22 protein-coding genes are annotated in these 22,940 nt (G+C 68.1%); 10 read left to right on the forward strand and 12 right to left on the reverse strand.

Annotation, left to right across the window (positions count from 1 at the left end):
* Window positions 1-58 precede the first annotated feature (58 nt).
* Complete coding sequence (locus ACZ5KP_RS11190; protein WP_460921363.1) at window positions 59-1,576, forward strand: hypothetical protein; 1,518 nt, start codon at window positions 59-61, stop codon at window positions 1,574-1,576.
* Between the two features lie 57 nt (window positions 1,577-1,633).
* Here the strand turns inward: ACZ5KP_RS11190 and lysS are convergent, their stop codons facing one another.
* The 3 genes from lysS to ACZ5KP_RS11205 all read right to left on the reverse strand — a co-directional run bounded on the left by lysS (window position 1,634) and on the right by ACZ5KP_RS11205 (window position 4,662).
* Window positions 1,634-3,502: a lysine--tRNA ligase gene (gene lysS / locus ACZ5KP_RS11195; protein WP_460921361.1), complete on the reverse strand. Its 1,869-nt coding sequence runs from the start codon at window positions 3,500-3,502 to the stop codon at window positions 1,634-1,636.
* A complete protein-coding gene (gene pyrH, locus ACZ5KP_RS11200; RefSeq protein WP_460921359.1) occupies window positions 3,499-4,212 on the reverse strand; it encodes a UMP kinase in 714 nt (237 codons plus the stop codon). The genes lysS and pyrH overlap by 4 nt, the downstream gene beginning before the upstream one ends.
* A 156-nt stretch (window positions 4,213-4,368) precedes the next feature.
* A complete protein-coding gene (locus tag ACZ5KP_RS11205) occupies window positions 4,369-4,662 on the reverse strand; it encodes a DUF7410 domain-containing protein (RefSeq protein WP_460921356.1) in 294 nt (97 codons plus the stop codon).
* Between the two features lie 135 nt (window positions 4,663-4,797).
* Between ACZ5KP_RS11205 and ACZ5KP_RS11210 the strand changes: the two genes are divergently transcribed.
* The 4 genes from ACZ5KP_RS11210 to ACZ5KP_RS11225 all read left to right on the forward strand — a co-directional run bounded on the left by ACZ5KP_RS11210 (window position 4,798) and on the right by ACZ5KP_RS11225 (window position 8,618).
* Complete coding sequence (locus ACZ5KP_RS11210) at window positions 4,798-5,790, forward strand: DUF5784 family protein (RefSeq protein ID WP_460921353.1); 993 nt, start codon at window positions 4,798-4,800, stop codon at window positions 5,788-5,790.
* Window positions 5,791-6,375: 585 nt separating this feature from the next.
* Window positions 6,376-7,119, forward strand: a complete 744-nt coding sequence (locus tag ACZ5KP_RS11215; RefSeq protein ID WP_460923401.1) for a DUF5806 family protein — start codon at window positions 6,376-6,378, stop codon at window positions 7,117-7,119.
* A gap of 174 nt (window positions 7,120-7,293) precedes the next feature.
* The gene (locus ACZ5KP_RS11220; RefSeq protein WP_460921351.1) at window positions 7,294-8,172 is read left to right on the forward strand and encodes a hypothetical protein; all 879 of its coding nucleotides are present in this window, start codon (window positions 7,294-7,296) and stop codon (window positions 8,170-8,172) included.
* A gap of 65 nt (window positions 8,173-8,237) precedes the next feature.
* Window positions 8,238-8,618 carry a hypothetical protein gene (locus ACZ5KP_RS11225; RefSeq protein WP_460921350.1) on the forward strand — a complete coding sequence of 127 codons (381 nt, stop codon included), beginning with the start codon at window positions 8,238-8,240 and terminating at the stop codon, window positions 8,616-8,618.
* 7 nt (window positions 8,619-8,625) lie between these two features.
* Here the strand turns inward: ACZ5KP_RS11225 and ACZ5KP_RS11230 are convergent, their stop codons facing one another.
* From ACZ5KP_RS11230 to psmB, 3 genes are all read right to left on the reverse strand, one after another.
* On the reverse strand, window positions 8,626-9,762 hold the full coding sequence (locus ACZ5KP_RS11230; RefSeq protein ID WP_460923399.1) for an alpha-hydroxy-acid oxidizing protein: 1,137 nt from the start codon (window positions 9,760-9,762) through the stop codon (window positions 8,626-8,628).
* A gap of 234 nt (window positions 9,763-9,996) precedes the next feature.
* On the reverse strand, window positions 9,997-11,034 hold the full coding sequence (locus ACZ5KP_RS11235; protein ID WP_460921347.1) for a PAS domain-containing sensor histidine kinase: 1,038 nt from the start codon (window positions 11,032-11,034) through the stop codon (window positions 9,997-9,999).
* Between the two features lie 356 nt (window positions 11,035-11,390).
* Entirely contained in the window at window positions 11,391-12,110 is a 720-nt protein-coding gene (gene psmB / locus ACZ5KP_RS11240; protein ID WP_460921344.1) for an archaeal proteasome endopeptidase complex subunit beta, read from the reverse strand.
* A 260-nt stretch (window positions 12,111-12,370) separates the two neighbouring features.
* Here psmB and ACZ5KP_RS11245 point away from each other — a divergent pair, with 260 nt between their 5' ends.
* Window positions 12,371-12,946, forward strand: a complete 576-nt coding sequence (locus ACZ5KP_RS11245) for a hypothetical protein (RefSeq protein ID WP_460921342.1) — start codon at window positions 12,371-12,373, stop codon at window positions 12,944-12,946.
* Window positions 12,947-13,142: 196 nt separating this feature from the next.
* Here ACZ5KP_RS11245 and ACZ5KP_RS11250 read toward each other — a convergent pair whose 3' ends face one another.
* On the reverse strand, window positions 13,143-13,316 hold the full coding sequence (locus ACZ5KP_RS11250; RefSeq protein WP_460921339.1) for a hypothetical protein: 174 nt from the start codon (window positions 13,314-13,316) through the stop codon (window positions 13,143-13,145).
* A 304-nt stretch (window positions 13,317-13,620) separates the two neighbouring features.
* On the opposite strand from ACZ5KP_RS11250, the gene ACZ5KP_RS11255 reads away from it, so the two are divergent.
* Both ACZ5KP_RS11255 and ppsA read left to right on the forward strand, forming a co-directional pair.
* Window positions 13,621-13,986, forward strand: coding sequence for a DUF555 domain-containing protein (locus ACZ5KP_RS11255; RefSeq protein WP_460921337.1), 366 nt, complete (start codon window positions 13,621-13,623; stop codon window positions 13,984-13,986).
* Window positions 13,987-14,201: 215 nt separating this feature from the next.
* Window positions 14,202-16,739: a phosphoenolpyruvate synthase gene (ppsA, locus tag ACZ5KP_RS11260; protein ID WP_460921335.1), complete on the forward strand. Its 2,538-nt coding sequence runs from the start codon at window positions 14,202-14,204 to the stop codon at window positions 16,737-16,739.
* Window positions 16,740-16,809: 70 nt separating this feature from the next.
* Here ppsA and ACZ5KP_RS11265 read toward each other — a convergent pair whose 3' ends face one another.
* Window positions 16,810-17,727, reverse strand: coding sequence for a winged helix-turn-helix domain-containing protein (locus ACZ5KP_RS11265; protein ID WP_460921332.1), 918 nt, complete (start codon window positions 17,725-17,727; stop codon window positions 16,810-16,812).
* A 243-nt stretch (window positions 17,728-17,970) separates the two neighbouring features.
* On the opposite strand from ACZ5KP_RS11265, the gene ACZ5KP_RS11270 reads away from it, so the two are divergent.
* Complete coding sequence (locus ACZ5KP_RS11270; RefSeq protein WP_460921329.1) at window positions 17,971-19,188, forward strand: ABC transporter ATP-binding protein; 1,218 nt, start codon at window positions 17,971-17,973, stop codon at window positions 19,186-19,188.
* Window positions 19,175-20,005 (forward strand): ABC transporter permease, encoded by an 831-nt coding sequence (locus ACZ5KP_RS11275; RefSeq protein ID WP_460921326.1) that lies wholly within the window; start codon window positions 19,175-19,177, stop codon window positions 20,003-20,005. Before ACZ5KP_RS11270 ends, ACZ5KP_RS11275 begins: the two co-directional genes overlap by 14 nt.
* 75 nt (window positions 20,006-20,080) lie before the next feature.
* Here the strand turns inward: ACZ5KP_RS11275 and ACZ5KP_RS11280 are convergent, their stop codons facing one another.
* From ACZ5KP_RS11280 to ACZ5KP_RS11295, 4 genes are all read right to left on the reverse strand, one after another.
* On the reverse strand, window positions 20,081-20,773 hold the full coding sequence (locus tag ACZ5KP_RS11280) for a competence/damage-inducible protein A (RefSeq protein WP_460921324.1): 693 nt from the start codon (window positions 20,771-20,773) through the stop codon (window positions 20,081-20,083).
* A gap of 72 nt (window positions 20,774-20,845) precedes the next feature.
* Complete coding sequence (locus tag ACZ5KP_RS11285) at window positions 20,846-21,661, reverse strand: DUF5803 family protein (protein ID WP_460921321.1); 816 nt, start codon at window positions 21,659-21,661, stop codon at window positions 20,846-20,848.
* Window positions 21,662-21,663: 2 nt separating this feature from the next.
* Complete coding sequence (locus ACZ5KP_RS11290; protein WP_460921319.1) at window positions 21,664-22,407, reverse strand: DUF2110 family protein; 744 nt, start codon at window positions 22,405-22,407, stop codon at window positions 21,664-21,666.
* Window positions 22,407-22,934, reverse strand: coding sequence for a transcription factor (locus tag ACZ5KP_RS11295; RefSeq protein WP_460921317.1), 528 nt, complete (start codon window positions 22,932-22,934; stop codon window positions 22,407-22,409). Before ACZ5KP_RS11295 ends, ACZ5KP_RS11290 begins: the two co-directional genes overlap by 1 nt.
* Between the last annotated feature and the right edge of the window lie 6 nt (window positions 22,935-22,940).

The following is a 22,940-nucleotide window of genomic DNA, read 5'->3' on the forward strand; positions in this document are numbered from 1 at the left end:
CTACAGTCGATTTTTGACCGTACTGAAGGCACTTGCCGCCCGCCCGAGAGCGACGAGTATGCGACGTCGAGCCCTCCTCACGACGATAGCTGCTGGGACCGCCGGTCTCTCCGGCTGTGTCGGACAGCTGGCGAGCGACGACGGCAACGATACCGAGACCGACGGGACCAACGGAACCGACAGCGACGGCACCGACGACGGGGACGACGGTTCACCATCGCCCGAACCGCCGGACGGTCTCGCCAGCGTGATCGACCTCGAGACGATCGGCCGCACCTGCGCGCTCTCGCCGACGCAGTTCCACACGGACGACGACGCGAGCGTCGCGCTCTGGTTCGACCGGACGGCGACCGCCGAGGCGCCCGCGAGGCTCACTGGCTGGCTCGTGAACGAGAACGACTACATGAACACGTTCGACCTCGAGCGAATCCCCGCCGTCGGCGATCCGCACGGCCAGACGTCCCCCGGTGCCGACCACGAAGGCCGGCTCCACCTCGTGCCGACGGAACAGAACGAAATCGCGGAGATCGTCCCCGACAGTACGCGGAACGAACAGGGACTCTGGCAGGTCGCAGCCGCGGGGGACTGGATACAGGACCACGTGCAGCTCGACCCCGACGAACAGGTACAGCTCGAGTACCTCCTCGTCGGCGAGACAGGGACGCCGGGCCGTCCGACGGGAATCTACGAGTTCTGGGGCAGCGACGAGCGCGTGGAGATCGCCGTCTGGGACACCGACGCGCCCGGGCCCGAGAGCGACTCGTACTTCGCGGGCCAGACCGTCCCACCGATCTACGAGGAGGCATCGATCCAGTGGTACCACGAGGCCGACGAATCGACGGGCGTCACGCTCCGGCCGGATCGCGAGCAGGTGACTCTCGACGGCGCGGTCGACTTCGAACTCGTCTACAACGCTCGCGAGTCCGCCGGCTGTGGCCACTGGGACCTCCACAAGCTCGTCGACGGCGAGTGGTACGCAGTGGGACCGTGGTACCACTACAGCGATTGCCGATCCATCGCGCCCGGGGAGCGGATGGACTGGCGGCTCCGCGCGTTCAACGGGCCCGCGGTGCCCGGCAATGGGGATGGACTGGGCTGTGCCGCAGGTCTCACCCGCGGCTATCTCGGCCCCGGCATCTACGCCGTCGTCGTCGGTTTCGGATACCCCGCCGACCAGACGGGAGCACTCGTCGAGCTGACTGGCGATCCGGTGACGTTCGAACCCACCGACGACGCGAGTATCGAGCAGGACGGCGCGGAGGTCGTCGTGACGACCGACGCCCACGGCGACGGCGAGCATCCGCCCGACGCGACGCTGACCGTCGAGCGGAGCGAGCCAGGAGACGCCGCCGACGTCGACCGGATCATTCCCGAACAGGTGATGGGCGGATCTGGATTCGGCGACGCGACCGGGCTCCGGAACGCCCTGGCAGCCTTCGAGGCCGGCGTCGAGCGCGTGGTGGTGCTGACCGACGAGCACGGCGCAGAGGGCGCCGTCGGCTACGACGGAACGACCCGGTTCGTCGCGGTTCGCGGCCAGACGTACGAACTGACGGCCGAGCTATCCGCGGAGTGAGTCGAGCGGGCCGTGAATCCGTTGGAGTTCCGGCGGCCTAGCGCCGGACGCGACGGATTACCCTTCACGCCGCAGCCGCCGCAGGACGAACGCCTCGTCGAGCTTCGCGAGGAACTGGCCGAGCTTCGGACCCTCCTCCTGGTCGAAGAAGAGCCGGTAGCCGGTGGCGAAGAAGTTGCCGACGTCGACGTCGTGGCGCTTCGCCGCCTCGTAGACTTCACCCTGGATCGCTTCGGGATCGTCGTTGGCCGCGATGAAGTCGGCGAGGTCGTCGAGGGCGGCCTCCGTTGCCGGATCCAGCTCGACGGTTGGCATCGCCTCGCGCTTGAGCTCGTAGTTGTACTCGTTGTCCGTCCGGCGGGCCCACCGACGGGCGCGTTCGACCCGTCCGAGGGCCGCCTCGACTGCCCACTCTGGCGCGTCGTCGGGGATGTGCCCCTCGCGGCGTGCGATCTCCTCGCGGAGGTCGGGATCGTCGGTCATCCCGAGGACGGCGGCGAAGGAGTAGGGGATCCGGATCCGCTCCTCGCGGACCTCGTCGACGAGGAACGGGTAGACCCGTTCGGCAAAGGAGAGCTCGGATGCAGTCGCACCGTCGACGCCCTCGACCGCGTGCGGGTCGTCCGTGAGCGTCGCCGGATCGAGCCCGCCCTGCGCGGCGAAGTAGAGCCGCTCCAGCCGGTCGAACTCGCCGACGAGCTGGTCGAGACGCTCGATGGAGAAGTCCCGGGCCTTCGAGGGGTCCTTCGCGAAGAAGTAGCGGAGGATCTCCGGCTCGATCAGCTCCAGTACCTCCGAGACGAGCACGACGTGGCCCGAGGAGGAGGAAAAGGGCTCGCCGTCGAGGGTGAACCACTCGTAGACCATCGGCAGCGGTGGCTCCATCTCGAAGACGGTCTCGGCGATGTCGACGCCGCTGGGCCAGGAGCCCTCGGCGTGGTCCTTGCCGAATGGCTCGAAGTCCACGCCGAGTTCGGCCCACTGGGCGACCCACTCGAAGCGCCAGGGGAGCTTGCCCTGCCGGAGCGTGGCGGTCCCCTCGTAGCCACAGCCCTCGATGACGTCGTCGCCGGCCTCGAGGTCGGTGCAGCGGTAGTCGACGGTGCCGATCGGATCAGCAGCGTCGCCCCCGTCGTCAGAGTCGTCCGTCGGATCCGCCGCGTCGAGATCGACGCCCGTCACGGTCTCGGTGATCTTCCCACACGACGCACAGATCGGATTGAACGGCACGTAGTCGGCGTCGACCTTGTCCTGGTACTCGGCGAGCGTCTCGCGGGCGAGGTCCTCGCGTTCGAGGACGAGCCGGGTCTGGTCGTCGAACGCGCCCGAGTCGTACAGCTCCGTGTTCGAGACGACGTCCATCGGCACGTCGAGCTGCTCGGCGATGCCCGCGATCAGCGTCGAGAAGTGCGCGCCGTAGGAGTCACAGCAGCCGAAGGGGTCCGGAATGTCGGTGTAGGGCTTGCCGAGGTTCTGGCCGAGCGCGCCGGCGTCGACGTCGCCCAGCCCGACGATCTCGCCGTCGAGATCCGCGAGCTTCCGCGGGAGTCCCCGCAGCGGATCCCGGTCGTCCGTCGTGAACACCTGTCGGACCTCGAAATCGCGTTCGCGGAGGACCTCTGCGACGAAGTAGGGGAGGACGATCTCGTTGGCGTTGCCGAGGTGTGGGATCCCCGACGGCGAGATGCCGCCCTTGAGCACGATCGGCTCGTCGGGATCGCGGCGTTCGATTCGATCCGCGATCTCGTCGGCCCAGAACGCGTGGTGATCGTTACTGGCGCTCTCGTCCTCTGTGGATTCGTCGCCGCCGGTCGTCTGCAGCGTGTAGGGATCGGCGTCGTCGGATGCCGACGGGGAATCGTCTCCGCCGGGAACGCTAGCCGACGGCGTTCCCTCGCCGGATTCCTCGGCGTCGTCGGTGCTCATTCGTCCCAGTCGGCTGGATCCGCGCCGCCGTTTTCGGGCAGCACGTCGGTCCCCTCGTGCTCGCCGGTCTCGACGGCACGACCGATCCGCTCGGGGTCGGTGCCGTCGAGGACGATCGTGCGCAGACCCGAGCGCTGGATCACCTTCGCGGCGAGGAGGTCCACCGGCGCGGCGGCGCCCGCGTTCATCGTGATCCCGGCGATTCGTTCGACGAGGTCAGCCGCGGAGATCTCGGGGATGTGCTCGGCGTCGGGATCCTCGTTCGGATCCGCGGTGTAGACCCCGGAGACGCTGGTGCCGTAGACGAGCAAGTCGGCGTCGACGTACTCCGCGAGCGCGGCGCTGACGGCGTCGGTGGTCTGGGCCGGCGCGACGCCGCCCATCACCGCGACCTCACCCCGGCGGAGGGCCTCGCCCGCTGCCTCGTAGGTCTCGGCGGGCGTCTGGACGGCCGCGTCGCCCAGCGCCTCGATGAGGAGTCGGGCGTTGAGCCGCGTCGCGGCGATTCCGATCTCGTCGAGTTTCATCTCGTTGGCGCCCAGCTCCCGGGCGACGTCGATGTACTCCAGCGCGGTCGATCCACCGCCGACCACGACCGAGATCGTGTGGCCGGCCTCCCGGAGCGATTCGATCACGGCCGCGTGTTCGGCGACGCGCTCTGGATCCCCCGGCGAGAGCACGCTGCCGCCCACGGATACGACGACGTTCATGTTGGTGTCGGCTACCGGGGTTGCGCTCTTAAGGATTGTCAAGGCTCTGTCGCTCGCGTAGCGGTCTCGATTTGCGAGGGCGTCGGCGCCTGGTCCGGTGGAATCCCGTGTCTGCTGGGCGATTGGAGAGCACGGGAGCGCCAGCAACAGATCCCCTCAGGACCAGACGAACATGTAGGAGTAGGAGAGCCCGAAGTACAGCAGGATGATGACGACGGTCAGCTTGACATGGAGCGTGAACAGGTCGTGGGTCTCCTCGTCGCGTTCCTCCTCGAAGCGCTGGCGCTGGGCGTCGTCGATCTCGGACTCGTGCTCGATCCCGAGGTGGAGGACCCAGAGCCGCTCGGTCTGGAGGGGGTAGTCGCAGTAGGGACACCGGTAGATTTCGGTGCCCTCGGGCACGTCGAGCTCCGCGTCGTCGGGGACGTGGCCGGCGTCGGCGGTGGCCATTGCGACGACGTTGGTGGCGCGAACCAAAGTGTCCTGCGTCTCGGTCCCGCCCCCGCCGATACAGTTCTCTCCGGCCACAAACCGTGTGAATCACCGTCCCGGAAGCGGTATCCGGGGCGAACGCCGAGTACGACCATGGCGAGCCCGCTTCGATTTCGTTTCGATCCCGGCGGCTGGTCCGACAAACGGGTCCGCCGGGAGCTCTATCAGTCGCTCGACGATTACGCCGGCGTGACGTGGGTCGAACCCGAGCACGACCTCCACGGCTGGGACGCAGCGCGGTTCGAACTCGACAACGGTGACCTCGCGCTGTTCGCGTGGCGCGACGGCGAGGCGTACTGGCTCGGGAACACCGAGACGCCGAGCGCGCTCTGGAAGACGAACAAGCGGGGCTGGGAGGAGGTCCCCTTCGAGCTCGCGCGCTGGGCACGACGTGAGCTGGTCGTCGACCTCTACGATCGCGCGCCGTGGCTGGCGGACTACGAGTATCTCACGTGGTTCTTCCTCCCCGTGTTGATGAGCAAGGACGGCACGGAGACCGCACTGGAGTTCTTCAAGGAGCACGCCGCGGGGTTCCCGAACGCGAACCGCGAGGCTGGCCTCGACTTCTACGACGAGTTTCTCAAAAGCGGCGTGCTGGAAGCCCACCGCGAGACCATGGCGGGGAAGCTCGGCACGAGCGGCCGGCTGGACCTCACTCGAATGCGCGCCGCGATGGGTGAGTTCACCGTCGCCAAGCTGCTCCACGACGCCGGCTACGATCTCGAACCCGAGATCGAGCTCGGCAGCGGCTACGCCCTGGACTACCGCGTCGACGACACGTTGGTCGAGGTCGCGCGGCCACAGCCTCCAGCCCGTCGGACGAACGCGAACACCCCGATCGCCGCTGTCAGGGAGACCGCCCGCTCGAAGGGCCGCGGCCAGCTCGACACGCACGCCGGCGCACTACTCGTCGTGGACTGCACGAGCTTCCCCGACGACGCCTGGCGATCGCTTCGCGCCGAACACCCCGACCTGCCCTACCAGCCGACGCTGGTGATCCGGGCCCGGCCCGATCGCGGGATCGAGGGGTTCGAGGTCGGCAACGTCCCGATCGACGTGTCCGAGGCCGTGGCACTACCGAACTGAGGGCACCGTCGCTGGCGCCCCTCGCGCCGCGCCCGAACGGCCGAATCCACCCGATTCCGCGCTCCCCACCGCACAACGCTTTTGCTCGCAGGCGGGGAACCCCGGTGCATGACCGAGGAGTCGTCCGCCGACGATGCGGACCGGGACCCCGACGCCCGCGATCCGGACGGAGCCCCCGACGACGCCGATGATGCCCAGACCGCGGACGATTCGGACGAATCGCCCGGGGTGGACGAAGGCGATCTCGCGCCGGCACGGAGCGAGGAGGAGCCCGACGTCGACGCCGCCAGGGAGGAGCTCGAAGCCATCGGGCGGACCGATGACGCCGACAGCGACGACGCGGAGCCAGGGGAGCCAGCCGGCGACGGAGCGGACGGCGAGAGCGTGCCTGGTGAGCGGGAGGACTCGCCCGACGAGCCACCGACCCAGCAGGCCACTGAATCACCAGACGGAGCGTCCGCAGACGCCGAAGGGGCGGCAGATGCGGGAGAAGAGACGGAAGCAGCGAAGGAAGAGCAGGAGGGAGAGGAGCCCAACCCCGAGGATCTCGTTCGCGATCCCGACGAACCCCAGGTGACCAGCGCCCTGGACGCCGAGGAGGCGACCGACGACGCCGATGCCGAATCCGGAGGCTCCGAGGGGGAAGCCGAGACCGACACCGACGACGAATCCGGCGCTCGGGCTGCCGACTCGGAAGCGGCGTCACGGCCCGCAGACGACGCCGCCGAAAGTGAGGCGGAATCCGACGAGGAAGCATCGACCGACGCGGAACCGTCCGATGCCACCGACAACGGCCACCAGCCCGGCGTCCCCGACGACGTCCAGAAGTACGACCGCTTCAAGAAGGTCGACGGCTCGCAGTACGACCGCGTCAACGAGTTCCTCCGCGATCGCACATACATCACCGCCCGCGAGTGGGCGATCGCGCGACTGTGCTCGGACTTCCGCACCGAGACCGGCGTCGAGATGACGAAGATCGGCGAGAATCTGCCGGAGCTGGTGCCGTTCATGACGGACACCTACACGCCCCAGGCCGTGAACCAGGCCAGGTCGTCCTTCGAGGACAAGGTCCGGACCGCCGGCGCGACCTTCCTCTACGGCGCGATGTGTGACTTCTTCACCGCCGAGGAGCTCGACGACGTGATGTACGAGGCCACCGAGGTCGCGAAGTTCCTGCTGGAGGTCGAGGGCGTCGAGCTATCGGTGGAGGACGAACTCGAAGCCGAGGACCGGATCTCCGCGGTTATGCGAGAGGTCCGCTCCTCGAGCGCGGAGCTGCGCCACGAGCGGTGTCCGGACTGTGGTGCGGAGCTTTCCGGAGGGGACTGAGGACGATTCGGCCCCGACGACCATCCGCTCCGCAGTGGATCGGACGACGTCCCCGAGTCCTACGTCGCCCACCGCTCCGCGCCGGTTCGCGAGGCGATCGATACAGTCCCGGGCCGTTTCTCGCTCGGAAACGGCGGATCCCGTTACAGGGTCCTCCCGGACCGACGAGACACCATGGCCCTCCGAGCCACCGACCGACGGAGCGTACTGCTCGCAACCGGAACCACGATCGCCGCGGCACTGTCGGGGTGTTCGAACGTCGTGTCCCAGCTCCCCGGGAACGACGACGGTATCGAGAAGACCGACCTTCGGGCAGCCATCGAGGCCTACTTCGAGGCGGGCGTCGACGGCGACGTCGAGGCCTTCGCCGCGGCCGTCCACCCGGCGAGTCCCATGCACCCGGACCGCTGGGAGGGCGGCGACTGGGAGTTCTCCCTCGAGGGCGGCACCGTCCCCGAACCGATCGAGATCGATTCCATCTCCATCGGCGCCACCGTCGAGGACGTGCTCGCGCTCGAACACGCCGACCGGTGGTTCCAGGCCGACCAGCTCGAGGAGGCAATCGGCTCCGCGGATCTCGCGATCGTCGAGGTCTCGGCCGAGGAGCTCGAGGCCAGCGACCAGGACACCTGGGCGCTCGCCACCGACGACGGGGAGTGGACGGTCCTGTTCGCGAGCACAGAAGCCGATACCCCGGAGAACCCCGAAGACGCCTTCGAGCCGGAGATCAGGGACGAGGCGGGGGACGTCGTCGCCGAGGTCGACTGGGACTGGGAGCAGAGCGATAGCGGGGCCGCTGCTGACGCTGACGCCGAGTGGGCGCGAGTGATCCTCACCGACGACCCCGGCGTCGAGGCCGACACCGTCCGCATCGAGTCGACCATCGCCGGGACCCAGGTAGAGTTCTACGACGAGCAGACGGAATCCGCGTCGACGACCTGGGCGGGCTCCTGGGGATCGGTCCAGCTGAATCCCGACGGCGACCAGATCGTGGTAACGGCGATCGATGGCGACGAGGCGACGGTGGTCCACCGGGTCCACTACGAGCCCTGAGTTGCCGCGGCCGTCGAGCCCCGGGCGGCCGAAATTATTTCACTCGCAGTTCCGTACACTGATCTATGTTGCCGGACGGTGACTCCCGGTTCTATCGCTGGGAGTTTCTGGTAGCGGGCCTCGCAGTGGCGTTCGAGGCGTTTCTGACGCTCAGGTATGGGCCCGCTCTCGAGTACTGGTGGCTCGGCGTGGTGACGGCGGTGGGAACCGCGCTGCTGTGGATGGCTGCCGATCGGAGCCGCTACGGAGAGTGGCTGGTCTGCGTTTCCGGCGGCGTGCTGATCGTCGCGGTGCTGGCGGGCGTTCCGACTCTCGTCGACGGATCACGGATGTTTACCTTCGGAGTGTGGTTCGGGATCGGACTCAACAGATTGCTGTTCGGCGTTTTCCGTCCGATACCCGAGTACCGCCGATCGAAAATCCAGGAGCGCGCAGCGTCCGGCTAACGACCGCTTAGCAGTGTCGTTCGCTAAGCACCGACCGATCGAGCCCCTCGATCGACCGCTGCCCGGCCAGTCCCAGCGTGAGATCGAGATCCGCGAGGAAGTTCTGTCCGACCGCTCGCACGCCGTCGGCGCCGTCGAGCGCGAGCCCGTAGACGTAGGGCCGGCCGAGCATGATTGCGTCCGCACCGAGTGCGAGTGCGACGATCGCGTCCGATCCCCGGCGGATTCCGCTGTCGAACAGTACGTCCGCCTCCTCGCCCACACGGCCGACGACCTCGGGGAGCATCTCCAGCGCCGGCACCGCCCGGTCGACCTGCCGCCCACCGTGGTTCGAGACGACGACGCCGGCCGCACCGCGGTCGATCGCCTCCGCGGCGTCGTCGGGATGCAGGATTCCCTTCACGACGACGGGTAGGTCCGTCTGGTCGGTCAGCCAGTCGAGGTCCTCCCACGTCAGCGAGGGATCCCCGAAAATATCGACGAACTCCCGGATCGCGGCCAGCTCGTTCTCCCCGGGATCGACGTCGAGCCGGTCCAGAAAGGCGGGATCCGAGAAGTAGTTCGCCAGTCCCTCGCCGTCGAGGAAGGGAAGGTACGCTTCCTCGATGTCCCGTTCTCGCCAGCTCAGGAGTGGGGTGTCGAGCGTGACCACGAGCGCCTCGTAGCCCGCCGCCTCCGCGCGCTCGACGAGACTCGTCGTCACGTCGCGGTCGCTGCTCCAGTAGAGCTGGAACCAGCCGGTACCGGCTACGTCGTCGATGGTCTCCGCGACGTCTTCGAGCTGGTAGGAGGAAACCGTGCTCAGACAGATCGGCACGTCGAGGTCAGCGGCCGCCTCCGCCACCGCGAGCTCGGCGTCCTCGTGGACGATCGAGAGCACGCCGACCGGTGCGAGGATCACCGGTGCGGCGAGCTCCTGGCCGAGCACCTCGACGGAGAGATCGCGATCGGCGACGTCTCGGAGCATCCGCGGGACGATCCGCCAGCGGTCGAACGCCTCGCGATTGGCGTCCATCGTCTCCTCGCCGCCCGCACCGCCGGCGACGTAGCCCGCGGCGCCGTCGTCGAGCGCCTCGATCGCGGCGCGCTCGAGGGCCTCGAACCGGACGGGGAGGTCCGGCGTCACGTCGGCCATCCCCTGCATGTAGATCTCGCGCTGTCTGGTCGGCCCGGGCTGTTCGCGGGGCTCCGCCTCGTCGCCGCCCCGCTCTTCGTCGCCGCTCCGCCCATCGGCGCCTGCTCCGTCCTCCGCACTGTCGTCCTCGCTCATGCCAGGGTGTACCGATCGTCGCGTCAAAATGGTTCGTGCGACCGGGCCTCCCGTGTCGGAAGCCACGCCGCGTCGAACCGGACGGTCACGCCGTATTTTTCCGAACGGTCAGGCCGCGTTGAGTCGGATCGTGATCGCGCTGCCGCCGTTCGGTCGGTCGGCGTACTCCACGGCCCCGCCGTATGCGGTGACGATCCAGCGCACCAGCCAGAGCCCCAGCCCGTTGCCGTGGTCCAGCGGCGTGAGGTCCAGCTCGCCGGTGAGCAACCGACGTTCGTGATCGGGAAGCCCCGGCCCGTCGTCTGCGACCGTCACAGCGACGCCGTCGTCGGTCTCGGCAGCGGAGACGGTCACGCGTGGCGTCGCGGCGTCGGAGTGCCGAACCGCGTTGTCCAGTAGCGAGGCGAGTGCGCGGTCGAGGTGGCCCCCGGTGAGTGCGGACGGCGCGTCGACGACGTCGACCGCGAGGTCCGCACGGTCGACGAGTGGGACCGCCTCTCGGGCGTCCTCGACGGCGCTCGCGACGTCGGTCGGTTCGAGCTCCGGGTCCGCGTCGAGCACGCGCTCGATGTCGCGGGCCTCCTCGCCGAGCCGGGAGAGCGTGAGTGCGCTGTCGTGGATCGTCTCCGCGGCGGCCGCCTGTTCGGGCGATTCAGCTGACTCGAGGAGTGTTTCGGCGTGGCCGGTGAGTACGTTCACCTCGTTGCGGAGATTGTGTCTGAGCACGCGATTGAGCACGGCGAGTTGCCGTTCCTGTCGAATCTCGTCGGTGAGGTCCGTGTAGATCGCGAACCCGCGATCGCCGTCGTCGTACGGGACGCCGCGGTAGAGGACTGTCTTCACGCCGTCGTTCGTGCGACGATCCACGACGGCGTGGTTCTGTTTGCCGCTCGCCGTCCGACGATCGAAGCGGTTGCTCTCGCCGGCGAGCCAGCTCGGGACGATCAATCCGTTGAGCGACTCGCCCCGGACGTCGTCGGGATCGTAGCCGAACAGCTCGACGAAGGCGTCGTTGACTGCCCGGACGATCGGCTCGTCGTCGACGAGTTCGAAGTCGATGATCGCGTCCTGGACGTGCTCGAAGAGGTGGGCAAAGCGCTCGGCGTCGAGCGCGTCGTTTGCCGGCGTTCCCTGCTGCGTTCGCATTACTGGGAGGGTGGCTACCGGCACGTATCAATGCTTGGCAAACGGGCGCATAATTCTCCTAAAGGTGTTCGAATGAATATTATAGAAGTGGTATTTACTGTGGTTGGGCTTCATAATCTGCTTAGAACTTACTTTCGAGAAAATTCGAAACGGTCGCCGTCACGCGGCGCCGGCGTCGTCACGCGTCGTCGGAGACGCACCGATAGCGGCCGGCGAGGAACTGCGGTCGTCGAACGACAAGCTCGGTGGTACGGTTCAGCGGGGTGGCGAGCGACCCACGAGGTGCCCACTCGATTGGCTATCCGTCGCACCGCTCACCAGACATCGTGAGAAAATACACCGCCGGAGAAGGGGCGCTATACGACGTCGTCGTAATCTTCGTGGCCGTGGATCTCGACGCCGTCCTCGGTGACCTCGGCGACGTAGATCCCGTTGCCGGAGCCGGTGTCGCGCTCGGTCGCGCTCTGGATGCCGTGGGCCGCCACGGTGATGGCCTCGTCGTTCGTGAGGTCGTCCGCGTACTTCTGTTCGAGAGTACCGTAGGCAAGCTGCATCCCGCTACCGGTGACGCTGTAGTCGTCGGGCATGACGCCGCCGGCGGGGTCGATCGTGTAGACGTGGCTGCCATCCTCGTCGACGCCGCCGAGGATCGGGTTGATCGCGAAGAACGGGCCGCCGCGGATGAAGTTCCCGGCGAGCGTCGAGAGCGCCTGCATGCTCATCGACTCGCCACGGCGGGCCTCGTAGAGGTTGGCCTCGGCACGGAGACTGGAGATGAAGGACTGGGCACCGCCGACGGAGCCGACCATCGTCAGTGCGGCCGTGGGGTGGACCTGTTCGACCTTCTGGACGTTCTTGTTCGCGACGAACCGGCCGGCGAGGGAGGCGCGCTGGTCGGTCGCGATCACGACGCCCTCCTCGGTCGCGATGCCGATCGTCGTGGTGCCGGTCTTGGCCACGGAGTCGAGATCCTCGCTACCGTTGTCGGGAAGGGACCCCAGACGGGGCTCGAAGGGGTCCTCGGGACCGTCGTCGATGCCGGCGGGCGTCTGCGGGGCGGTCGGTGGCTGTCGCATTGGGTCGTGGTTCTGGCCCCGAGCATAAAAAGGCGTCCGGTAGCGGCCGATACGCGATCCGGGGGACGTCGTGCTCCGGCCTCGTCGCGAATACGATAGCGCATGCGATCCAGCGTCGGGCGCTGCTGCGGAGAGCGTGAGAGAGCGGTGGCAGGTGTTACTGAGTCGTTGTCTCACAGATGGGGGAGCAGCGTCTCACGACCTGGAACGGCAATCGATGCTCGCGGTAAATACATCCGTCCGACGATGCAACTGCCGATATGGACAGTTCCACGTTCGAGGCCATCCACAGGTACGGGGCTGCTCTATCGGTGGTCGCCTCCGCCGTCGCTGTCCTCGCTTACGCACTCGGAGGACCGGACAACGTCGTCGGACTGTTCTTCGGCTGGGCGGGCCCACTCGGCGTGTTTTACTTCGGCGGTGGCTATCTCACCTACAGTAGTTCGTACCTCGTCGTGGGCGAAGAACTGTTGCGTGGCGTTGCGTGGTATTTCGGCAGTCTCATCGCGTGGTCGGTCATCGTTACGACGACAACGGTCTCCGCAACCGCCTTCACCGTGTTTGGATTACCAGCACTGACCGCTCTCGGGCTCACCCTCGTCATGGTCGCTGTCAGATACGAGACCGGCAGCGAGCTGAAGGTCGAAACCGACGGTGGACAGCTCCTGGTCGCGATCTCGGGCGGGATCGTCTTTGGATTCCTCGCGCTGTATCTCGTTCTGGCAGACCAGGCGGGCTGGTGGTTGTTCGGAGCGTACCTCGCCAGTATTCCTGCGGGTATCGTCCTCTGGCGGGTCCTGCGTCGGCGGTATCCGGCTGCTTTCAGCACGAACTAGCGCATCGCACTCGGCTTGCAGACGAACCACTCCACTCAACGCATTCCACTCACCGCATCGGAGAACCCGTGCGCTACGCGACGATTGGTCGGGGGTACACGAGCCAGGGAGTAGACGAGGGTACCTTTACTTGAGAGCGTAGAACTCTCTACAGAAGCCGGTCAGGGGTCGATCGCGGAGCGAATCTCGCATCTGTTCAGCGTGCGCGGGCTGCCTCGTACTTGCTTCCGAGTCCCTCGACCAGCCGGTGGAAGGGGAATCGCAGACCGACGCGGTTGGCTGCCATGGCAACGGGAAGCATGACGATGCCGAGCGCGATCGACAGCTGGTACAGTGCGAACAGGGTTGCGCGGTGGGCGCGATCGATCATCGGGCGTACCTCCACCGTGGTCCCCGGGCCGTACATAAGCGTTACTGCCCGCTGCCGGACAGTTCGGTCGATCGTGACAGATCGCCCCTGCGCAGTCTTGCGATTCAACCTGAGTTGTACTCGTCTCAAACGGATGGGGGTTCGGCGCGCTGTGACGCCGAAGTGAGCGCTGATTGAGCCGGTGGCGAGGCATAACTTATGCCCATTATCCAGGGATCGTGCGCACAGATCGGTACGCCGCGATCGCGGCTCGCGACGCGGCCGAACCACAAGGTATCACTCCCTGCGGCCCAGACGACGGTGTATGAGCAACTACCTCGTCGTGATGGAGGCAGCGTGGCTCGTTCGAGACGTCGGGTCGATCGACGACGCCATCGGGGTCGCCGTCAGCGAGGCGGGCAAACGCCTCAACGACCAAGAGATGGACTACGTCGAGGTCGACGTCGGCGCGACTGGCTGTCCGGCCTGCGGCGAGCCCTTCGACTCGGCGTTCATCGCCGCGGAGACCGCACTCGTCGGGCTGGTCCTCGAGATGGAGGTCTTCAACGCCGACAGCGAGGAGCACGCCCAGCGCATCGCCAAGAGCGAGGTCGGTGGCGCGCTCCGGGACGTGCCCCTCGACGTCGTCGAGACGATCGAACGCGAGGGCGACGAGGACGACGAGCGCTGAGCGGCCGTTCGGGGAGGCAATCGCGGTGGTGCCTGGTCCGTAGTTCGTCCGCTGGCCGATCCCGTCCATCCAATCGCACTCGCCGCTTATTCACCCCCCGAGCGAAGCCACCGCCTACCTGACAATCGTCCGGGACGGTCACTCGCGTCCGAATTCATTTTCATCATGAACGTTCGGAACATTCTTTGTCGCCGTCGGCCTGCAGTCCGGTACAGATGGGCCTCAGATGGCTGTCCGACGTCCGGGCCGACGACGGAGCGAGCGTGGGCGGCAAGGGCGCCTCGCTGGGCGAACTGACCGCCGCCGGGCTCCCCGTCCCACCCGGCTTCGTCGTCACGGCCGACACGTTTCGATCCTTCCTCCAGGCCGCCGACATCGAGACCGAGCTCGACGACGCCGTGTCGGTCGACGCGGACGATCCCGGCGAGCTCGCGGGCGCCGCCGAGCGCGCACAGACGCTGCTCCGGGAGGCGCCGACGCCTGAGGGATTCGAGGCGGAGCTGCTGGAGGCCTACGACGATCTCGGCGCGGCGCTCGAGGACGATCCGTTCGTCGCGGTTCGTTCCTCGGCGACCGCGGAAGACCAGCCCGATGCGAGCTTTGCCGGCCAGCAGGAGACCTTCCTCAACGTCGGTCGGGACGGCCTGCTCGAATCGGTCCGTGAGTGCTGGGCATCGCTGTTCACCCAGCGCGCGATCTACTACCGCCAGGAGCAGGGTTATCCTGCCAGCGACGTGGACATCGCCGTCGTCGTCCAGCTGATGGTCGACGCCGACGCGAGCGGCGTCATGTTCACCAGCCACCCCTCGACCGGTGACGGCCGGATGATCCTCGAAGCAGCGTGGGGGCTCGGCGAGGCCGTCGTGGCCGGCGAGGTTTCGCCGGACAACTACGTTCTCGACCGCGAACAGGGAACGGTCGCGGACGTCGCAGTCGCCGACAAACGCATCCAGTACGTTCGCGACTCCGAGACCGGCGAGACGATCGAGGAGCCGGTGCCCGACGACGACCGCGAGCGGCGCGTACTCGGTGCGGACGCGCTCGAACGACTCCGGGAGATCGGCGAGCGCGTCGAGTCCCACTACGGGACGCCACAGGACGTGGAGTGGGCCCTCGTCGAACACGGCGACCGGGAACGTGGGAGCGACGAGGTGCCAGTTAGCGGCGTCGATCCGGATGCGGGCCTCGACGGCGCGACGGTCTACCTGCTACAGTCCCGGCCGATCACGACGCTACCGGACGACGCGGGGACGGTCGAATCGCCCACCGAGGAACTGCCCGCCGCCGACGATTCGGGAGGATCGGGCGCCACTGCGTCCGATACCGAACTCTCTGCGGCAACAGACGGCGACAGCGCCGAACCGGCCAGCGCTGCCGACGGCGGCAGCCAGGCCCTCGCCAGCGCCACCCTGCTCGTCAACGGGCTCGGCGCCTCGCCGGGGACCGCCGCCGGCCCGGCGCGGATCGTCGACAAGCTCGACGAGCTGGACAAGGTCGAGGAGGGCGACGTGATCGTGACCGAGATGACGACGCCGGACATGGTGCCCGCGATGCAGCGGGCGGCCGCGATCGTCACCGACGAGGGCGGGATGACGAGCCACGCCTCGATCGTCTCGCGGGAGCTCGGCGTGCCGGCGGTCGTCGGGGCCGGCGTCGCGACGACCGAGATCGGCGACGGCCAGCCGATCGCCGTGGACGGCGAGACGGGACGGGTGACCGAGGGCGACGCTGCTGCAGTCGAGGCAGACGCGGCGACCGAGACCGACGTGGACGGCCCCGAGGCCGCCGACGAATCGGCCGACTCCGCCGCGACGGCCGCAGGTGCAGGCTCGCGCGCGACTGATCGCGTACCGCCAGCGACCGCGACCGAGGTCAAGGTCAACGTCTCGATCCCGGAGGCCGCCGAGCGCGCCGCGGCGACCGGCGCGGACGGCGTCGGCCTCCTGCGGATCGAGCACGTCGTCCTCTCGACCGGGCAGACGCCCGAACACCTCATCGCCGAGGAGGGCGTGGACGCGTTCGTCGACGTCGTCGCCGACGGCATCCAGCCCGTCGCGGAGGCGTTCTATCCGCGGCCCGTGCGCGTACGAACGCTCGACGCGCCGACCGACGAGTTCCGCACGCTCGAGGGCGGCGCCGACGAGCCCGAGGAGCACAACCCGATGCTCGGCTACCGCGGGATCCGCCGCTCGCTAGATCGGCCCGATCCGTTCCGCGCGGAGCTGGCGGCCGTCGCGAAGTGTCACGAGCTGGGCTACGACAACGTCGAGCTGATGCTCCCGCTGGTGACTGATGCCGAGGACGTCCGTGCCGCGAAGGAGCACATGGAGGCTGCAGGGCTCGATCCCCGGCACACAGTTTGGGGCGTGATGGTCGAGACGCCGGCGAGCGCGCTCTGTGTCGAGGGGATCTGCGAGGCTGGCGTCGACTTCGTCTCCTTCGGCACGAACGACCTCACGCAGTACACGCTCGCGGTGGACCGGAACAACGAGCGCGTGGCCGATCGCTTCGACGAGCTCCACCCCGCCGTCCTCGAGCTGATCGGCGACGTGATCGAGACCTGCCGCGCCCACGACGTGCGCACGAGCATCTGCGGGCAGGCGGGCTCGAAACCCGCGATGGTCCGCCACCTCGTCGACGCGGGGATCACCTCCATCTCCGCGAACGTCGACGCGGTCGCGGACGTCCAGCGCGAGGTCGAGCGGGTCGAGCAACGCCTCCTGCTGGAGTCCGTTCGGGACGAACGGCCCTGACGCGGCGGGCACGACCTTCCGGGAGTCACAGTGCGGTTTCTCGCGGATCCTGGCCGTGGATACGCGAACGCTACCCCGAGGAGTCCTCGACAGCGGCGCTCTCCTGGGGGTCGTACTCAAGAAGCGTCCCCTCCCGGTCGACGAGCAGCGCCAGTCGATCGTCGTCCAGCTCGATCGTCACCTCGAAGCGATCTGGCGACGTCCCCACGCGCTCCGTCGTCGCCTCCTCCAGCACGGTGCGTTCGCTGAGCATCGCAGCGTTCGGCTCGAGCCCGTGATCGTGGTAGAAGGCGACGACTGGCGGCGAGTTCGCGACGAACAGCGGGAGCGGCACGTTGTACGCCAGCCAGCACCGCGCACACTCGACGTCGACGCGCCGCCAGTCTTCGTCGAGCTCCGCGAAGCTCCCGTCGGGATCGGCGACCTGCACCGTCGTCCTGCCCCAGCACCGCGGGCAGAGCCCGGTTCGTGCCAGTTCGACGTTCGTCGCGGTGCGCCGGACCGTCACGTCGAGGAGCTCCGCCATCGACCGGTTCGCGGCCGCGCCGGCCGGCACCGGGTAGGAGAACCATCGGTGGTCGTTCGCACACTCGAGACGCACCGACTCGTCCACGTAGCGAGCGCGGAGCGGCGCTGCACAGGCCGAACAGTCGAACGCCGTCTCAGCAGAGAGCTCGTGCTCGCCGCTGGCGAACCGTCCCGCGTGGATCGCGGAGGCCACGTTGAGTCCCGCGAGCGTCGGCCGGTACCCCGCATCGCTCTTGGTGACGAAGGTGTCCTGGAGTTCGTCGAGGTGGTAGTTGAACCGCCCAGCGTCCTCGACGCCGACGGCACGGCGGAGTTCGGAGAACGAGTAGGGCTCCGTCGACCGATCCGGCTCCGGTCGCTCCGCGAGCTCGAGCAGGATCCGCAGGCGCGTCTCGTCGCCCAGCGCGGAGAACACCGCCTCCGTGTCGCCGGTGAGCGAAGCGGGCTCCTCTCCGGTCATGACTGCCCGTTCGTCGCCGTGACCGTATCGGTTGTGGTCGGTGCGAAACCGGGGGACGCGGCGTGGCTGCTCGCGATGCCCGGGTCGTCGCTTCCCGGACTGCTCGTGCAGCGACTGTCCACAGTGAACATTCGGGCAGCTGAAAACGTGGCGCGAGCCACCCGGGCGGGACGAGCTATCAGGTTCCAAACTGAACGGCCGTTCTGGGAACGCTTACCACGCTCCCTCCCCGTGTTTATCACAATGACGGAGAACGGATCGAGGCGACAGTCGAGCGACGGGTCGGCGCCCGCCCTCAGCGTCGACGGGCTCGCGAAGACGTTCGGCGAGGGCGCCGACGCCGTCCACGCCGTCGACGACCTCTCGCTGTCCGTCGAGGACGGCGAGGTCGTGGGCGTGCTCGGCCCGAACGGCGCCGGCAAGACGACCGCGATCAAGTCGATGCTCGGCCTCGTCCTGCCCGACACCGGCACGGTCGAGGTCTGTGGCGTCGACGTCCACGACGACCCCGCTCACGCCTACCGCCACGTCGACGCGATGCTCGAAGGCGCGCGAAACGTCTACTGGCGGCTCACTGTCCGGGAGAACCTCCGGTACTTCGCCGGCCTCGGCGGCGTCGATCCGGACCGGCTGACCGATCGCCACGACCGGCTCCTCGACTCGCTCGATCTCGCCGACGTCGCTGGGACGGTCGTCAACGAGCTCTCCCGGGGGATGAAACAGAAGGTCTCGCTGGCGACCACGCTCGCCCGCGACGTCGACGTCGTCTTCCTCGACGAGCCGACGCTGGGCCTCGACGTCGAGTCCTCGATCGAACTGCAGAGCGAACTCCGGCGGCTCGCCGAGCGCGAGAACGTGACGATCGTCCTCTGCAGCCACGACATGGCAGTCATCGAGGCCGTCTGCGACCGGATCGTCATCCTCCAGAACGGCCGCGTGATCGCCGACGATCCGATGGACGAGCTGGTCGACGTGCTCCGCGAGAAGCGCTTCTCGGTGACGACGACCGGCCCGATCGACGAGGCGCTGACAGCGACGCTGCGGGAGCGGTTCGACGCGACGATCCGGACGGCGGCCGGCGAGGAACCGGGCCAGCGGGCGGCGTCCTCGACAGTGCCCGATCACGAGGACGCCCCCAACCGGGAGGACGTCCCCGGTCAAGGGGACGCCCCCGATCACGAGGACGTGCCCGAAGGCGAAGACGTCTCAGTTGGAGACGATACGCGCATCATCGACGCGACGGGGATCGACGCGGAAGCCGCGGCCGAGCTGCTCGACGTCCTCCGGGCGGCCGACCACCCGCTACTGGACGTCGAGACCGCCGAACCGACGCTCGAGGACGTCTTCCTCCGACTGACGGAGGGCGACGCGGCGGAAGACGGTGACGCGAGGGCGGCCGCCGAGCACGCCGCCGGCGCTGCGGGCGAGGCTACGGAGGTGATCGCAGATGGCGAGCGGTAGGGAAGCCGAGCCGACGGCTGCCGATCGCGGCGAGCGCGGGAGCAGCCCGTCGCTGCTCGCGCTGATTCGGGTCGTGCTCCACAAGCAGTTCCTCCTGCTCGTGCGCTACCCGCTCAACACCGCGAGCCAGTTCGCGACGATCTTCGCGTTCTTCCTCGCGATCTTCTACGGCGGGCAGGCCGTCGCCGGCGCCTCGCTCACGGACTCGCTCGACGGCCTCATCGTCGGCTTCTTCCTCTGGACGATGGCGACGGTCGCGTACGCGGGGCTCTCCTGGAACGTCACGCGCGAAGCGCAGTGGGGGACGCTCGAGCGACTGTTCATGTCGCCACACGGGTTCGGCCGCGTGATGGGCGTCAAGACCGCGGTGAACGTCCTGTTGAGCTTCCTCTGGGGCGGCGTCATGCTCGCCCTGATGATGGCGGTGACCGGGCGGACGCTCTCCGTCGGTCCAGTGACCGTCGTCCCGCTGCTCCTCCTCACGCTGGCCTCCGTCGTCGGCATCGGCTTCGCGTTCGCCGGCCTCGCGCTCCTGTTCAAGCGCGTCGAGAACCTCTTCCAGCTCGTCCAGTTCGCGTTCGTCGGCCTGATCGCCGCTCCGGTGGGCGAGGTGCCCGCGCTCCGGCTGCTCCCGATGAGCCACGGAAGCCACCTGACCAGTCAGGCGATGGCCGAGGGCACGCCGCTGTGGGGAATGCCGGCCTGGGAGCTGGGCCTGCTGTTCGCGACGTCGACGGCGTATCTGCTCGCTGGCTACGCCTGTTTCCAGTTCGCCCAGCGACGCGCGCGGCAGAAGGGACTGCTCGGCCAGTACTAGCTGCGTCGGCGCTCGCCACTCGCTGGGACGCCCCGGTCTCGATTCGAGCGCCGCACGGGCGCCGACGTCCCCGCTTCACTCCTCGAGCACGTCCACGCGGTCCCGGAGCCAGGCTTCGGCACCCTCGACCGCCTCCCGATCCGTTCCGGAGAGCTTCACCCGGACGTGATCGCCGGGATAGCTCCCCACCGACACGTCGAAGCGCTCCCGGAGGGCCTCGAACCGATCGACGAGGTGGCTCTCGGGCTCGTCGACGGCGACCTGGCGGACGAACCGCTCCGGGCCGGAGAAGTTCCCGGCGACGTCCGCGAACATCGCCTTCATCTCTGCGGGGACGCCGGGGAGGACGTAGACGTTCTCGAGGACGCAACCGGGCGCGACCCCGACCTGGTTGTGGAGAGGCTCGGCACCCTTCGGGATCGATGTGGTACCTGGATCGAGGACGTCGGCCGAGTAACCGCCCTGTTCGACGAGCCAGTCCTCCGCCGCCTGGCTGGGGGCGACCTCGCGCCCGAACGCGGCGGCGACGGACTCCATCGTCAGGTCGTCGTGCGTCGGCCCGAGTCCGCCGGTGATCACGACGGCGTCGTACTCGGCGCGGTACTCGTTGACGACGCGAGCGATGTCGCCGACGACGTCGGGGAGCGTTATCACGCGCCGGACGTCGACGCCACGGTCGGTCAGCTCGCCGCAGAGCCAGGTGGCGTTCGTGTTCGCCGTGTCGCCGGCGAGCAGCTCGTCGCCGACGGTGACCACTGCGACGTTCATGGGCCCACTTGCGCTGGCGGGGCCAAAAGGCTCGCGGGGCGGGATTGCCCGATCGAAACGACTCGCTGCCGACTATCCCATCCCGGGCGGCGGCCGGCTGTCGTCGTCATCGTCGTCCCGATCGAGATCCAGTCCCTGCTGGGCGCGCCACTGCTGGATCTCGCGGATCTTCCGCCGGTAGTAGACGAAGACGCCGGCGCCCGTGACCGAGAGTAGGCCCACCAGCCCGTAGAAGATGTAGAAGTCGCGGTCACGGTAGAACCGGACGAGCACCGTCTGATCGCCGTCGACGCCGTTCCACCGGAGCACGGTGTGGCCGTCCTCCGTGCTCGTGCTGTAGCTGCGCGGCGAGACGTCGGAGAGGAAGAGGTCGCCGACGCTGTGGTCTTTCGGGAGCGTGACGGTGTAGTTCCCGCCCGTGAACGCCGGGAGGTGGAGCTCCTTGTTGCGGCGGTCGCCGGTGAACGCGAAGCGGCCCGGCCCCTCGGGGAGTCGGACGCGGGTGCGGCGCGCGTTCTGGTCGACGTCGACGGCCTCGGGCCCGACGATGGTGCCGTTAGGGTACTGGTATTTCACCGCGCGAATGTCGATGGCGTGTGGGCGCGTGAACCCGCGTTCGGAGAGCGTGAACTGCGTCTCGTTCCCCGTATAGATCGCGCGGTAGTTGTCAGTCGCGAAGAATCCGGCCTGTTTGATCTCGACCTGGACCGTGACGTTCGTCGGCCACTCCTCGATCGTGGCGCTTTGATTCCACTGGTAGGAGTTGTTCTGTGCGAGCTCGTCCTGAGAGATGCCCGTTCCGAACTGCCCGATACATCCCGTGAGCGCGATCAGGCCCAGGAGGGCGAGGAGCACGAGCACGCGGCGAGTCGAACTGTTCGAGGACATCCTTACACGACGGCGCGAAGCTCCGCGGGCAGGTACTCGCCGATCGAAGCGATCAGTCCCGGCGGGTCCGTCCCGTCCTTGCAGACGATCGACTGCTCCAGCAGTCCGAGCCGCTCGACGGTGACGATGTCCTGGGCGTGGCCGGCGCGGTTGACGGTCGCGCGGACCTCCGATCGCGTGGCGCTGTTGACGGTCACGCGGCCGGGGCCCCGCTGCCAGTCGTAGAGACGGTCGCGCTCGGCATCGGCGAGTTCCGCGACGATCTGGCCGTCGCGATCGTCAGCGTCATCCTCGGGATCGGGCACCCGAAACGTCATCGCGAGGTGCTGGACGAGGCCGAACCGCTCGACGATCTGCTCGGGGTTGCCGGGGCCGAGGTCGATGCCGTCGGGCGGGATCCGCACCGGCCGGCCGGCGTCGAGGACGAACCCGCCCTCGTCCCAGGATTCCAGCGTGCCGACGTAGCTCTCGCCGGGCTCGAAGCGCGGGCTGCTGTAGCTGCCGTCGTCCTGGACCGCTCCGACGGGAATCTCGCCGAACTCATCGGCGACGAGATTCCGCGCGACGACCTCGTCCTCGCCGGTGAGCGTGACGACCGGGAAGTCGTCCTCGCGCAGTTCGAGCTCGACGTCGGCGTCGAGGTCGCTCAGCCGATCGCCGAGCAGCCCGCGGAGACTCCGGAGCGTGCGCTCCCGGGCGTCGCCCTCGACGTAGCACTTTCGGGCCAGGACCACCGATTCCGCCATTATGCGTCCGAACCCTCGATGTGGAGCTCCTCGCGAAGGGCCGCGATCCGCTCGTCCATCGCCTGAATGAGGAGGTCGTTGTCCATCGTCTCCAGGGGCGAGCCACACTCGGGACACTCGAAGCCGAACTCCATCGCCTCGCCGAACTCGAAGCGGATCGAGCAGACCTCACAGAGGTAGAACTCGTGGTCGCGCTCGTACCCTTCCCGCTCCTCGAGCACGTCGTGGAGCCGGTAGAGCTCCTCCTCGAGATTCTCGGGAATGTTGTCGTACTGGAACGTCCAGAGGTAGGTCAGCCAGCCGGAGTCCTCGTCGCGCAGCCGACGGTAGGTCGCGAGGTCGTTCTCGTAGAGAATGAACAGCGCCCGCCGGACGTCGTTGAGCTCCATGTCGAGTTCCTCGGCGAGCTCCTCGTCGGTCACCTCGCCGTCGGGCGGTGCCGCGGCGACGGGCATGCCCTTCGGACCGACAAGCTCGTGGAGGTACTTCTGGATCACCGGGTCCTCGAGCAGATCCTCAAAAGCCATTGCCCG

It is taken from the genome of Salinarchaeum chitinilyticum (genome assembly GCF_055390775.1).